The 14704-nt window shown below is 37.2% G+C and carries 13 protein-coding genes; 6 read left to right on the top strand and 7 right to left on the bottom strand.

Features of this window, described 5'->3' with window-relative positions; all coding sequences use genetic code 11:
* Positions 1-130 precede the first annotated feature (130 nt).
* From IGI49_RS15990 to IGI49_RS15975, 4 genes are read right to left on the bottom strand one after another with little or no spacing between them, the layout of a single operon-like run.
* Positions 131-973, bottom strand: coding sequence for a formate/nitrite transporter family protein (locus tag IGI49_RS15990; protein WP_429964932.1), 843 nt, complete (start codon positions 971-973; stop codon positions 131-133).
* A 16-nt stretch (positions 974-989) separates the two neighbouring features.
* Positions 990-1745: a pyruvate formate-lyase-activating protein gene (pflA, locus tag IGI49_RS15985; protein ID WP_429962477.1), complete on the bottom strand. Its 756-nt coding sequence runs from the start codon at positions 1743-1745 to the stop codon at positions 990-992.
* Between the two features lie 60 nt (positions 1746-1805).
* Positions 1806-4061, bottom strand: coding sequence for a formate C-acetyltransferase (gene pflB / locus IGI49_RS15980; RefSeq protein WP_429962476.1), 2256 nt, complete (start codon positions 4059-4061; stop codon positions 1806-1808).
* A gap of 19 nt (positions 4062-4080) precedes the next feature.
* Positions 4081-5037, bottom strand: a complete 957-nt coding sequence (locus IGI49_RS15975; protein WP_429962475.1) for an L-lactate dehydrogenase — start codon at positions 5035-5037, stop codon at positions 4081-4083.
* A gap of 318 nt (positions 5038-5355) precedes the next feature.
* Between IGI49_RS15975 and IGI49_RS15970 the strand changes: the two genes are divergently transcribed.
* On the top strand, positions 5356-6039 hold the full coding sequence (locus IGI49_RS15970) for a Crp/Fnr family transcriptional regulator (RefSeq protein ID WP_429962474.1): 684 nt from the start codon (positions 5356-5358) through the stop codon (positions 6037-6039).
* Between the two features lie 312 nt (positions 6040-6351).
* On the top strand, positions 6352-7317 hold the full coding sequence (locus tag IGI49_RS15965; RefSeq protein ID WP_429962473.1) for an aldo/keto reductase: 966 nt from the start codon (positions 6352-6354) through the stop codon (positions 7315-7317).
* Positions 7318-7395: 78 nt separating this feature from the next.
* Here the strand turns inward: IGI49_RS15965 and IGI49_RS15960 are convergent, their stop codons facing one another.
* The 3 genes from IGI49_RS15960 to queA form a co-directional block, all read right to left on the bottom strand.
* Positions 7396-7548 carry an LPXTG cell wall anchor domain-containing protein gene (locus IGI49_RS15960; RefSeq protein WP_429964931.1) on the bottom strand — a complete coding sequence of 51 codons (153 nt, stop codon included), beginning with the start codon at positions 7546-7548 and terminating at the stop codon, positions 7396-7398.
* A 719-nt stretch (positions 7549-8267) separates the two neighbouring features.
* Positions 8268-9302, bottom strand: a complete 1035-nt coding sequence (locus tag IGI49_RS15955) for an LPXTG cell wall anchor domain-containing protein (protein ID WP_429962472.1) — start codon at positions 9300-9302, stop codon at positions 8268-8270.
* Positions 9303-9539: 237 nt separating this feature from the next.
* Entirely contained in the window at positions 9540-10571 is a 1032-nt protein-coding gene (gene queA, locus IGI49_RS15950; protein WP_429962471.1) for a tRNA preQ1(34) S-adenosylmethionine ribosyltransferase-isomerase QueA, read from the bottom strand.
* Between the two features lie 245 nt (positions 10572-10816).
* Here queA and IGI49_RS15945 point away from each other — a divergent pair, with 245 nt between their 5' ends.
* The 4 genes from IGI49_RS15945 (at position 10817) to IGI49_RS15930 (ending at position 14704) form a co-directional block, all read left to right on the top strand.
* Positions 10817-11704 (top strand): VOC family protein, encoded by an 888-nt coding sequence (locus tag IGI49_RS15945; RefSeq protein WP_429962470.1) that lies wholly within the window; start codon positions 10817-10819, stop codon positions 11702-11704.
* A gap of 265 nt (positions 11705-11969) precedes the next feature.
* Positions 11970-13148, top strand: a complete 1179-nt coding sequence (locus tag IGI49_RS15940; protein ID WP_207703901.1) for a betaine/proline/choline family ABC transporter ATP-binding protein — start codon at positions 11970-11972, stop codon at positions 13146-13148.
* Positions 13149-13150: 2 nt separating this feature from the next.
* Positions 13151-13786, top strand: coding sequence for an ABC transporter permease (locus IGI49_RS15935; RefSeq protein ID WP_207703900.1), 636 nt, complete (start codon positions 13151-13153; stop codon positions 13784-13786).
* A gap of 3 nt (positions 13787-13789) precedes the next feature.
* Positions 13790-14704, top strand: a complete 915-nt coding sequence (locus IGI49_RS15930; RefSeq protein WP_207703899.1) for a glycine betaine ABC transporter substrate-binding protein — start codon at positions 13790-13792, stop codon at positions 14702-14704.

Below are 14704 nucleotides of genomic sequence, written 5' to 3'. Positions count from 1 at the left end.
AAGCAGCTCCATATTTCACAGAAATAGGCGAATGTTTCCCATTCTGGTCTGGTTTGTATTCGAAAGAACTAGTATAAAAGACGTCATCAATAAAAAGAGTTGCAACATTAGCCGCTTACAAATCTGATTTCTAGTCTAAATATTGAGTAGTATTACTGTTTAACCAAGAATATCCAAAACCCATTATTAATCCCCCACCAATGTAATTACCCAAAAGCGCAAAAAAGATATTACGTAAAATATTGGAAGGAACAAGATCGTTTAAAGTTCCGTGAGAAACAAATAGAGCAAGTGAGAATGTTGGAAAATTAGCAATAACATGTTCATATCCTAAAAAGGCAAATATATAAATGATGAAGATCATTACTAAAATTTTTCCAGTATCCTCTTTTATTCTCAGCCCCATCAAGACTGCAATATTCACTACAATATTTGCAAAAATTCCTTCCACAAGTATTTGGCTTGATGGCTTCAATAATTTGGCTTGAACACTGTCAAAGAAATAATTGTGACTTGCTAACTGTGCAAATGTTCCTGTATACGATAATAAATAAGCACATACAATAGCCCCAACCAAATTAAAGAAAATACAAATGAAAAGTATTGTCACAGCTGTTTTAAAGGACAATATTTTTTTATGAACCGCGATAGTCATATAGAGCATATTTGCCGTTCCTAATTCTCCATTTAGAAACAAAATCATTACAAGCGACCAACTAAACATAAAAGCATATAAAAATTTACCACTGTTAGATACAATGGACTCCATCTTCATTGCAACAGAAAATGCTATTGTGGTTCCAAGTGATAAAAATAAGCATGCATAACAAGCTCGCACTGCATAACGACAAAAACTAGTTTTAAATAGGTGATCCTTTTTTTCAATCCCTATTCGAATTTGCTGCATCATGGGTGATAACTCTGTTACAACACTGGTTTTCTCAAAAGTAGTTTTCTTACTTTCACAATCCATCATAGATTCCTCTCTTTTAACTATAGCTATTACTTTGTAACAATTGTTCAGCTCGTTTTAAACAAGTATTAGTAGGAGGTTCTATCCCAACTAACGGATATTCAAGCCCCAATCTCTCCCACTTTTCTTTTCCCATAGTATGATAGGGTAGTACCTCAACACGTTTTACATTGCTTAACCCTTGGATAAACAAGCTTAATCTTTTTAAATATGCCTCTTGATCATTAATTTTAGGAATTAGAACATGACGTATCCATACTGGTTTATCCACCTCGGATAGGTAACGTGCTAACTCTAAAATTGAGTAATTTTGAAATCCAGTCAACTCTTTATGACAAGTTGTATCTATATGTTTAATGTCTAATAAAATCAAATCTGTGTACATCAATATTTTTTTGAATTTTGAAAAAAAAGGTTCAGCTTTTGTAAAGGGTTGACCACAAGTATCTAGAGTAATGTGAATTCCTGCTAATTTCGCTTTCTGGAAAAATTCTAGCAAGAAATCAAGTTGTACTAAAGGTTCTCCTCCACTAACGGTGATTCCGCCATTTCCCCCCCAATATTTTTTGTATTGCAATGCTTTGGCCAATAAATCATCTGATGTATAACTCATTGAATTGATATCATTTATTTTCCAAGTATCAGGATTATGACAAAACTGACAGCGCATTGGACATCCTTGCATAAAAACTACAAAACGAACACCTGGACCATCAACAGCTCCAAAACTTTCTATTGAATGTACTCTCCCCGTTGCTTCTGTTTTTTTCATTAGATTATTCCCTCCAATAAAAAATGGACGGATTGAAAGTTAAATCCGCCCACTTAACCATTACATTTTTTTGTGGAAAGTGCGGCTAATGACATCTTGTTGTTGTTCACGTGTTAAGTCTATAAATTTAACCGCATAGCCTGATACTCGAATAGTAAAATTCGCGTATTCTTCTTTTTCTGGATGTTCCATAGCATCCATTAGTTTTTCTTTTCCAAAAACATTCACGTTTATATGATGTGCTCCTTGATCAAAATATCCATCTAAAACATTCGAAAGATTTTCAATTTTTTCTCCCTGACTATGACCTAGTGCATCAGGATTAATACTTTGCGTATTAGAGATACCATCAAGTGCATAGGAATACGGTAGCTTAGTTACTGAGTTCAAAGAGGCTAATAGGCCGTTTTGTTCCGCTCTATAAGAAGGATTTGCTCCTGGCGATAAAGGTTCTCCCGCTTTACGTCCATCTGGTAAATCTCCTGTGGCTTTTCCATAAACAACATTTGAAGTAATGGTCAATATAGACGTAGTCGGCTCCGAATCTCTATAAGTTTTATAATGCTTAATTTTGCTCATAAAAGTTTTCAACAGCTCTACCGCAATTTCGTCCGCTCGATCATCATCATTGCCATACCTCGGGAAATCCCCTTCTATTTTATAGGAAACAACTAATCCGTCATCATCCCTGATTGGATAAACTTCACCGTATTTTATTGCTGCTAAGGAGTCAACAACATGAGAGAATCCAGCAATTCCTGTTGCAAATGTCCGTTTTACGTTGGTGTCCATCAAAGCTAATTCTGCTGCTTCGTAATAGTACTTATCATGCATATAATGAATACAATTTAATGTATTCACGTATATCCCAGCTAACCATTCCATCATACTATCGAATTTTTTAACAACTACTTCGTAATCCAGCATGTCATCGCTTTCTATTCCACGATAAGGTGGCGCAACCTGAGCTTTAGTATTTTCATCAATACCACCATTAATCGCGTATAGTAAGCATTTTGCTAAATTCGCACGGGCACCAAAGAACTGCATTTCTTTCCCTGTTTGTGTTGCTGAAACACAACAGCAAATTGCATAATCATCTAACCAAATTGGACGCATCACATCGTCATTCTCATATTGAACAGAAGATGTATCAATAGATATTTTAGCAGCATATTCTTTAAACCCTTTTGGCAAACGAGATGAATATAAGATTGTTAAATTCGGCTCAGGTGAAGGTCCCATATTTTCAAGAGTATGCAAGAAACGAAAATCACTTTTTGTAACCAATGTTCGACCATCGATTCCCATCCCTGCTATTACTAATGTCGCCCAGATGGGGTCACCTGAGAAAAGTTCATTATAGGAAGGGACTCGAGCAAATTTCACCATTCTTAATTTCATTACTAGGTGGTCAATCAATTCTTGAGCTTCTTCCTCAGTCAAAACACCTTTTTCCAAATCACGTTGAATATAAATATCCAGAAATACTGAAATTCTGCCAATTGACATCGCAGCTCCATTTTGTTCCTTAATAGCTGCAAGATACCCAAAGTAGAGCCATTGCACAGCCTCATGAGCATTTTTCGCAGGACGAGAAATATCGTAACCATAGATAACAGCCATTTCTTTCATTCTCTTCAAAGCATTGTATTGATTAGTTATTTCTTCTCGTAAACGTATATCATCTTCAGTAAACTGCCCGTTACCACAATTCTCATAATCCTTAACTTTCTGTTCCATCAAATAATCAATACCATATAAGGCTACACGTCGATAGTCTCCTACAATTCGACCACGACCATACGTGTCAGGCAATCCGGTGATAATTTTATTTCGTCGAGCAGAACGAATTTCTGACGAATAGACATCAAAAACTCCTTGATTATGAGTTTTATGGAATTTTGTGAATATTTCATTTAATTTTATATTTGGTTCATAACCATAGCTCCTTAAAGACTCTTCAGCCATATTAATACCACCATAAGGCATAAAAGCCCTTTTTAATGGTTTATCGGTTTGGATTCCTACAACTTTTTCTTTTTCCTTCAACTCTTCGCAGATATAACCTGGTCCATATGCATCCGCAGCGGATACAACATCGACCTCCATATCTAAGACTCCACCATTTGCACGTTCTTTCTTTTGCAATTCTTGCAGCTTACTCCATAATTGGTTTGTGGATTCTGTAGGATTAGTTAAAAATTCAGCTCTCCCTTCATAAGGAGTATAATTTGATTGAATAAAATCTCTCGTGTTGATTTCATTTTTCCAGCTATCTCCTTGAAATCCATGCCATGCTATATTGTTATCCATTTCTCTTGGTCAACTTCTTTCATAGTATTTTTTGAGGCGCTACGAATAAAGGATTGTTTTGACGTAATACCTCAGCAGAGTGAGCAAATTGATTTAACTCATCTGGTGTTAAATTCGGCGTAATCGTCTCCAGTACGCCTTTTCGTCCAATCACACATGGAACACCTGCAAAGACATCCTCCTGACCATATTCACCTTCTAACAATGTGGAAGTCGTCAAAACTGCATGCTCATCCTTTAGAATCGCTTTACTAATTCTTGATAAAGCCATGGCAATACCATAATAAGTAGCTCCTTTAGCTTGTATAATCTTATAAGCAGCATCTCTTGTTCGCTTATAGATTCCTTCTAGTTCTTCATTTGATATCTCAAGTCTTTCTCTAACATCAGATAAATTCAAACCTGCAATTTTTACAGTTGACCACGGAACAAATTCTGAGTCACCATGTTCACCAAAAACATTGGCTAAAATATCTTGTGGTGCCAAGTCTAAACGTCGGCTTAGTTGGTACCTTAACCTTGCTGTATCTAAGGTTGTTCCTGATCCAATTACACGATTTTTTGGAAAATTAGAATATTTCCAAACAGCATAAGAAATGATATCTACGGGGTTTGAAGCGATCAAGAATATACCTTCAAAACCTGATTGAATGACTTCTTCTGTAATCTTCTGTGCAATTTTAATGTTAGTATTAATTAAGTCAAGACGCGTCTGTCCCACTTTCTGTGGTACTCCTGCACAAATACAAACAATATCAGCATTCTTACAATCCGAATAACTTCCACGCCAAACATCAACATTCGTAGAGAAATTCGGTAATCCATCTTGAATATCCGCTACGTCAGCATTGACCTTGGCTTCATTTAAATCAATTAACACTAGTTCATCACAGATATTTTGGTTAACAACTGAAAAAGCATAGCTTGCTCCTACCGATCCCGTACCTATTAAAATAATTCTCTTATTTGCTGCCATAGATGCCCACCTGTTCTTTTATTTTTTATAGGAAGCGCTCTCCTTGCTGTCATAGTACACCTCTCAGTTTTCTATCAGCATTAACATTTGTTAATGGGACACATCGTATAAAAAAGTTTTTTCAAATACCTCATAACAATCTGAAGATTGATGAGACTTTTAAGCTCTCTTTAGTTCTAAAAAATTACCACAATCGATGACAAGCCTCTTATTTTACAACTTTATTTTTTTTGTAACATTGACATTTGTTATTGAGAAAGCGCTCTCTATAATGGTATGGTTGTTTCACCTAGTACGAGTTTAGGAGTGAATTTACTTATGTCTAAGCAAATGTTAACTAACTATTTTTCTTCATACGTCGATAAAAAAAAGGAAAAAAGTATCACCGCTTGTAAACACGAGTACATTGCTTTTGAAGAACATAGAACTTCTTCTATTTATGTTTTACATCGGGGCGTTCTAAAACTAAGTACTTTTTTAAAAGATGGAAAGGAATTTAATATAAAATTAGTAGCTCCTGGTGAAATTGTTACTCTTTTAGAGGATGAAACCACTTCCATTGTTTCCATGCCCTTTACCATTTGTTCTCTCAGCGAATCTGCTGAAATTTTTTTATTGGATCGCTTAAGTTTCTGGCAAGATGTTCGCTCTGACGTTCTTTTAAACGAATATGTTCGACTTTATTATCGAAAAAATTTGAACATTCAAATACGGAAAACATGTGCTTTAACAAGTAACGGAAAGCTAAGTGCAGTATGTAATTTGCTTTATGAATTACAAAATTTATTTGGAAAGGATTCAGTGAACGGACGTCTAATTGATCTTGAATTATCAAATGAAGAATTAGGAAAATTTTGTGGTATTCATAATGCAAGCAGCTTTAATCGTATTTTGAGACAATTAAAAGATGAAAAAGTGATAGAAGTTAGTTCAAATAAAATATTGATCTGTAGTTTGGAACGGCTGAAAAATATGGGTGGGAGTATTAATATCAATTTTTAGATTTTCTGCAAGTGACGACTGATCCTATTAAACACAACAATTGATTGAAAAAAGGCTTCATTTTATTTCTGCTCCTTTCGTCTACTTTGTACAGACAGGATAAACTATGGAGTTAACTCACAGGCAAGGGATATAGCAAATTTTTCCCTGTTTATATTGTCTCTTATAAATTAAAAGTATCTCCTTTAGAAACACTAGCCGCTTAAGTGCTGTTAAAAATTTGGCCAAAAAGGTTAGGTAAACCTCTTGCTCTTGAGCTAACTCCATAGTTTAAGATAGATCTATATTAACTATCGAATGGAGTGAGCATTTATGAAAATGAGACGATTAGGTAAAACAACTATTGAGATTTCTGCGCTTGGTTTAGGAACAATGGGGATGGATCATGCTTATGGTCCTCAAGCTGATCGTAGTGAGATGATTGAACTTTTGCGTAAAGCCGTTGAACTTGGCTGTAATTTTTTTGATACAGCTGTAGTCTATGGTGAAGCAAATGAAGAACTATTAGGTGAAGCATTTGAACCGATTCGTGACCAGGTTGTGTTAGCAACAAAGTTTGGTATCACTGGTCAAGAAATCGTAGATGGAAAGCCACAAAATATTTTAAACAGTCAGCCTGAGTCAATCCGGGAACAATTAAAAGGATCTCTGAAAAGACTAAGAACGGATGTCATTGATCTGTATTATCAACACCGGGTAGATCCCCACGTTGAGCCAGAAACTGTAGCAGTAACAATGAAAGAACTGATCGCAGAAGGAAAAATCAAAGCATGGGGATTATCAAACGCCCCAATCGATTATATCAAACGTGCTCATGCTGTTTGCCCAGTTTCAGCCATTGAAAATCAATACTCTATGGTATGGAGAGAACCTGAAGAGGAGTTATTTGCTTTGTGCGAAGGGTTTGGCATGTCCTTCGTGGCTTATAGTCCATTAGGAAATGGTTTTCTGAGTGGAAATATTACTAAAGATACGAAGTTCCCTGAAGGAGACTTCAGAAACTTTATGGGTCGCTTTAAGCCAGAAGTATTAGACCGTAACCAAGCCCTACTTGATGTCATTGCAAATGTGGCAAAACGAAAAAATGCCACATCCGCACAAATCGTCTTCGCTTGGGAACTAGCCCAAAAACCATTCATCATTCCAATACCTGGTACAACGAAGCTTCATCGACTCGAAGAAAATCTTGGTGGTGCAGATATCGTTCTTACTCAAACTGAGCTTAATGAAATCAATGAAGCTCTTGCTAAGATTGAGGTTGACGAAACCCACTTTTAACATTCAATAAGGAGCAGCTTCTATTTTTAAAAGGCTGCTCCTTATTTAGTGATTTTCTATCCAGCAATCATAAGTTTTTTACTTTCTCGTTAAACTCTTTCTTCTATAAAGATAGTACAATACGAGTGCACTCACGAGCATGAGTCCTAGATACACACAAATTATCTTTTTTTCACCCGTGCTAGGTAATTTTTTATTTGAAGACGGCTTCAATGGATTGTTTCCTGACACCTTTGAATCTTCATTCTTCACAGATACTTGACTTGATCTGATCTATTAAAGATGTTAAGAATGCGCACCACACAGAATATAACCCCAAAGTACAGTTAGTTCAATATGAAAAAGATGATGACACTAACAACTTCACTACCTTTAAACAAAGGAGTTATCAGGTCGAAAAATAGAGGCTTATTCTATAGTTTTATCTGATGTACTTTATAAATCAGCTGATAAAAGTTAATACTTAAAATGGGTGTTATCAAACGATTTTGAAGCGTTCTCAGTAGAATGCCCGAATTTGAAAAGTGACAAATCTAGCCGCTCGTTACTTCATCAGCAGTGGAATGCAGCTGATTAAAAATATGTACGCATTTTGAAAAGAGAAGGTGCAAGTTTGCTATCTTGAATAGTGATAAAAGGAGACTTATTTCATTCTTCCCTCATCACTATACTTTGAACATAGATAGGATAACCTGTAAAAATTTAAGAAATCTATTACTTAACTCTGAATCTTTTCTAAATATTTTTTCTTCGAGAATAGTTAGTTATCTTTCCTTCTTAATTAGCTTTGAATCATTATTAAAAAAGGATTCGTGACTAAATACAATTGATATATATTAAGTTCATTGAGTAGTTTTAGTCATTTTAAAGACAAAGAAAGAGTATGGGCGTGACTACCCGTACTCTTTTAGTCCACCAAAAGGCTTTGAAAATTAGCAAATGAATTAGTCTTATTTTTTGTGTCTTAAAAGAAATAATCCTCCCAGCAAACTGATTAACCCACCTAGAATCGCCAATAAATTACTCTTAGTTTCTCCAGTCCTTGGCAAAAATTCATAAGAAGAACTAGTATTTCCTTTTGACTTAGTAACAGGACGGCTTTCTAATAAGTTACTTCCATAATTTGAGGAAGTATCGCTAATTCTGTTATTACGCCTCGTTATGTCTTTGCTTTCTACTAGAGTAGTTGTATCTGTATTGGGTTTTGTACTTGGTTCCGTGCTGGGCTCTGTACTTGGTTCCGTACTGGGCTCTGTACTTGGTTCCGTGCTGGGCTCTGTACTTGGTTCCGTGCTAGGCTCTGTACTCGGTTCCGTGCTGGGCTCTGTACTCGGTTCCGTGCTGGGCTCTGTACTTGGTTCCGTGCTGGGCTCTGTACTCGGTTCCGTGCTGGGCTCTGTACTTGGTTCCGTGCTGGGCTCTGTACTTGGTTCCGTACTGGGCTCTGTACTTGGTTCTTGAAAAGTAGGAGGGGGACTATCCGGTGTTCCTGTATTTTGCCCTTGGATAACCGTCTGTCTTTGACTATATGACGTCAAATACTTGTTATCTTCAGAATTACTATCCAATACCTTTACCGTAAACAAACGTGTTTTCCCTGTAGGTATAGGTTCTTTTAAGGTAATAAAGAATTTAAAGTGTGCCTGTTTTTGATGATCATCAAGCTGAATAACTTGGTCGTAATCAATTTGAATTCCTTGCCCTACATTTTCAAACATCACCTGTGCCTGTTTGATAGCCTCTAGATCTCCTGAAAAATGAATTGTAGCATTTACTTCGATCGGCTTTCCTAAAGGTAATTGAGCCACGCCTGAATTAAACAAAGAAAAATTATCTGTAAAATGAATATTGTTCACATTTGCCCACTTCGCTTGGCTTGCAACAATAGGTATTTCCTTTACAGAGTCACCATTCACTTCAATAGCATAATAACCAGGTATTGCTAAAAATAATAAAGTTGTCACAAGCAGTTGTGTTAGTTTCAAACCAATCCCTCTTCTCATCTTCTTTATGAGAATAGAATAAAATACATAACAAAGGTTATATTATTGTTTTTTTAGCGAATGTTTGAGTATTTTGAATAATCCCATTCTTTAAAACAAAAAAGCAATTCACAAGGAATAACTATCTAACACAAGTATTTTGTACTTACTATTAGAAGAATTCCTTATAAATTGCTAAATTAAAAGCTTTTCTTAGCTGCTATGCTGTGAATTGCTATTCTAGTGAACGAACATGGCATCTCCAAAACTAAAGAAGCGATAACGTTTGTCGATAGCATGCTGATAAGCTACCAAGGTATTTTCTCGACCAGCAAAGGCACTTACCAGCATCACCAAGGTCGATTTTGGCAAATGGAAATTGGTTGAGAACGCTTGAACAACTTTAAACTCATAACCCGGTGTTATGAAAATATCGGTCCAACCACTGTCAGCTTTAATTTCTCCCTTAAATTTGGTACCGATTGTTTCCAAGGTGCGAATTGACGTTGTTCCTACTGCTACAATCTTACCGCCTGCTTCACGAACTGCATTCAATTGATCCGCTGCTTCTTGAGTTAGGCGATAAAACTCACTATGCATTTCGTGCTCAGCAATATTATCAACACTAACTGGTCGGAAAGTGCCCAGACCTACATGCAGAGTTAAGTAGACAAGCTTCACACCTTTTGCTTGAATTGCTTGTAACAATTCTGGTGTAAAATGTAGTCCAGCTGTAGGTGCTGCAGCTGATCCGTTCTCTTTGGCATAAACCGTTTGGTAGCGATTTGGATCTTCTAGTCGTTCCTTGATATAAGGCGGAAGTGGCATTTCCCCTAGTGATTCCAGATTTTCCAGAAAAATCCCTTCATATTGAAACTCAACAATACGGCCTCCATGTTCCAATTCTTCTTTTACCTCAGCTCGCAAACGACCGTCACCAAAAATAATTTTTGTTCCAACCTTGGCACGGCGAGCTGGCTTAATCAACGTTTCCCATTGATCTCCTTGAGTATTATTTAATAGAAGAACTTCCAAATGTCCTCCGGTTTCCGGCTTCTCACCGTACAAGCGAGCCGGCAGAACCCGAGTATCATTCATTACCAGCGCATCCCCTGATTCTAATTCATCAATAATGTCATGGAAGTGCTTATCTTCAACTTCACCAGTTTGACGATCTAAAATCAGCAAACGTGAGCTATCTCGTTTGGTCAAAGGGGTTTGAGCTATCAATTCCTCTGGTAAATCAAAGTCAAAATCTTCTGTAGTTAACATAGTTTTCTTCCTTTTTTCTATTAAAGTAGATATCTTCTCCGTTCACTCACTCGTTTATTTTCATGTAGTCTAGTGACGGTATTCCTCGGCTATTCTAACATGCTCAGACTGGAATGGAAAGCAGACTCTTTTACAACTTATTGGAGTTGAGTTAAACTTACTTTTAGTAAGAGCAAATATCTAACTATTTTTTTAATGATAGACTCACTTATATAAAATTTCCTCACAGGAAAGGAGAAATTATCATGACCTATTACCATCACGTCTCATTATTAACTCGTCATCGAGAAGAAAATGTTGCCTTCTATACAGAACTATTAGGACTGCGTTTCGTGAAAAACACTGTCAATCAAGACAATCATCGGATGCTTCATTATTATTATGGTGATTTCCAAGGAGCTCCTGGCTCAGTAATTACTTTTTTTGTTGTACCAAAATTAGGAAATCGCTATGAAAATGACCATTATTTAGCTGAAATTGAATGGAACTTGCCTGCTGGAAGTTTTTCCTATTGGAAGGATCGGTTAAAAAAGAAGCATATTTCCTATACTGAAAAAGAAAATCAATTATTTTTCACTGATCCCGATGACGTTATACTTATTTTTACTGAGACTGATCAACCACCATTGAGTAAGAACCACCAAATTGCTGCTGAGGTTCCTGGTGATAAGCAGCTATTAGGTCTACGTTCGATTCATTTCCATGTCCCGGATCCAGCAAAGACAAGTGACTTCTTCCGTATATTACTAGATTGGCAAACTGAAAATGGTGTGATTCAATTGAGCTCTCAGGAATTCATAAAGATATCTGCTTCAGATACCACAAATATAACCCGGATGGGACGTGGCAGCATTGACCATGTTGCTTTTGCAGTCAAAGATGAAAAAGCGTTGAAACTCTTATATAAAAAGGCTAAAGAGCAGCAATGGACTGTAGAAAAAATCGTTTCCCGTGGCTATTTCAAAAGTTTGTATATACGCGAGCCTGGGGGAATTCGAGTAGAGTTTGCTACAATGGGTCCTGGTTTCACAATTGATGAAGAACTAGCTCATTTGGGTGAATCATTTGCTTTACCCCCTTTTCTAGAAAACCAGCGAGCTGAGATTGAAAATCAACTTTACCCTGAAAATTAATAATCATTCTTCAATCCTTCGTTTAAGACTGAAGGATTGTTTTTTTATTTTTTTGACCATTTTTGCTTTTTCTTTAAGTCTCGCACTACTGATTATAATTTAAGCGCATGCTTTAAATCACAACCATTCGTTATTTAATCATTTGATAAAACACTAATATCCCGCTATTTCAAAGAGTGTTAAAACCGTCGCATTTGTCTTTCTCTCTTATTTATAGCATACTAGAAGTATCAGAAATGATTGAAAGGATATAAAGGTGGAAAAAATGATTGAATTTGATAACGTTTCAAAAATATACCCCGGTAACAAAATGGCGGTCGAAAACGTCAATCTTTCCTTCAATAAGGGTGAGTTTATTTGTTTGATTGGTACCAGCGGCAGTGGAAAAACGACAACCATGCGGATGATTAATCGAATGATCGATCCAACTGAAGGAACGATCAAAATTGATGGTGAGGATATTCAGCAAATTAATCCTGTAGAGTTACGCCGCCAAATCGGCTATGTCATTCAAAACATCGGTTTAATGCCTCATATGACAATTCGTGAAAATATAACCCTCGTACAAAAATTACTAAAGGTAGATCAGGAAAAGCGTGATAAAACAGCGGAACGAATGATTGATTTAGTTGAGCTGCCCAGAGATATGCTGGATCGTTATCCTCATGAACTTTCTGGTGGTCAACAACAACGGATCGGTGTTGTTCGTGCCTTAGCGGCTGACCAAGACATTATTTTAATGGATGAACCCTTCGGTGCCTTGGATCCAATTACTCGTGATTCTTTACAGGATCTTGTAAAAGACCTTCAGGAACGTTTAGGCAAAACAATCGTCTTCGTTACTCATGACATGGACGAGGCATTAAAGTTAGCCAATCGCATCGCAATCATGGATGGTGGTCACGTAATTCAATTTGATACCCCAGAAAAGATTCTACAAGAACCAGCGAATGACTTTGTAGAAGAGCTCTTAGGTGAAGATCGGTTGCTGCAAGCAAAATCAGACACTACAACTGTTGGTGAAATTATGATGAATACTGCCGTTTCTATTACCCCAGAAAAAGGCTTGCAAAGTGCCGTTCATCTAATGCGGGAAAAACGAGTAGATACCTTACTAGTTGTTGATGACAGCAATACCTTGAAAGGCTTTGTTGATGTAGAAACTATTCAACGAGCACGTCGGAGCGGTACAGCGACCAGTGTTGGTGATATTATTAATACAAAAGTTTTTTACGTTAAGGAATCTGCTTTACTGCGTGACAGTCTTCAGCGTATTCTAAAACGCGGTGTGAAATACGTACCGGTAGTTGATGATCAGAATCATTTAGTTGGCATCTTAACTCGCGTTTCCTTAGTAGATATTGTTTATGATGCACTATGGGGCGAGGAAGATGCTGTTATTAGTGCTGCTGGACCAATTACCGCTACGAATGAGGAGGCGTAAGCATGCAACAATTCATCAATGAATACGGCGGACAAATCCTTACAAAAAGTGCCGAGCATATTTATATTTCTGCTTTTGCGCTGATTTTAGGTATTTTGTTTGCAGTACCTTTAGGCATTCTATTGACCCGCCTGCCCAAGATAGCTAACGTAATTATCGGCATTGCAAGCGTGCTGCAAACCGTTCCTTCTTTAGCTTTATTAGCCTTAATGATTCCTTTTTTCGGCGTCGGAAAAATACCTGCAATTATTGCTTTGTTCATCTACTCTTTATTGCCGATTTTACGTAATACGTATATTGGTATGAAAAATGTTGACAGCAATTACCGCGATGTAGCCAAAGGAATGGGCATGACTAACCTGCAGTCAATTGTTTCAGTTGAGCTGCCGATTGCAACGCCAACTATTATGGCGGGAATCCGCTTAGCTGCCGTGTATGTAGTGGCTTGGGCAACCTTAGCTTCTTATATTGGAGCAGGCGGATTAGGTGATTTGATCTTTAGTGGGTTGAACAACTTTCAACCGCCATTGATCTTTGCTGGAACCATTCCAGTTATTATCATCGCTTTACTGTCAGATTTCTTGCTGGGTTTATTGGAAGACAAAATGACCCCAGCTGCACTACGGAAGGAGGAGTAGTCTGTGAAGAAAGCAAAATTACTGATTCTAGGACTCGCATTACTTTTTCTAAGCAGCTGTTCGTTCCCTGGCTTGTCCTCCAATGACAACGAAGATACTGTCGGGATTACTGGCGGAGTAACCTCAGAGGCTCAAATTTTAGGCAGCATTGTAGCAGGAATGGTTGAACACTATACTGATTTAGATACAACAGTCATTAATAACTTGGCAACTACTACTATCAATCACCAAGCTATGATCAACAATAATGCATCCATTTCAGCTGCACGCTATACCGGAACCGACGTAACTACTACCCTTGGATTGCCTGCTGAAAAAGATCCGAAGAAAGCCTTCGATCTGGTTAGCAAAGAATTCGAGAAGCGTTACCATCAAACTTGGTTCCCTTCATATGGCTTTGACAATACGTACGTTTTCTTAGTACGCAAGGATACAGCTGAAAAATACAATTTGAAAAAAGTCAGCGATTTAAAAAATGTTGCTGGCGAACTAACCGCGGGTGTGGATACTGCTTGGATTACTCGTGAAGGCGATGGCTACGATGGCTTTAAACAAACCTATGGATTTGAATTTTCTTCTATTTTGCCAATGCAAATCGGTTTGGTTTATGATGCCGTTGATGCAGGAAGAATGGATATTGTTCTAGGCTACTCAACAGATGGTCGGATTGCTAGTTACGACCTTGTCATGCTGGAAGATGATCTGCAGTTCTTCCCACCTTATGATGCAGCTGCTGTAGCAACAGATGCAGTCTTAACCAAAAATCCTGAAATTCGTGATGCATTGGATCGCTTAGCAGGAACCATTGATACTGAACAGATGCAAAAATTGAACTTTCGTGCTGATAATGACTTAGTGGAACCTTCTGTGGTAGCCAAGGAATTCTTAGAAGAGCACAATTACTTTGAAGGGAAGTGA

Origin of the sequence: Enterococcus sp. AZ071 (genome assembly GCF_050499065.1) — a bacterium.
GTDB classification, from domain to species: domain Bacteria; phylum Bacillota; class Bacilli; order Lactobacillales; family Enterococcaceae; genus Enterococcus_A; species Enterococcus_A ferrettii.
Note: the sequence above shows the minus strand (reverse complement) of the source record. Positions and strands in the feature narration are given on the sequence as shown.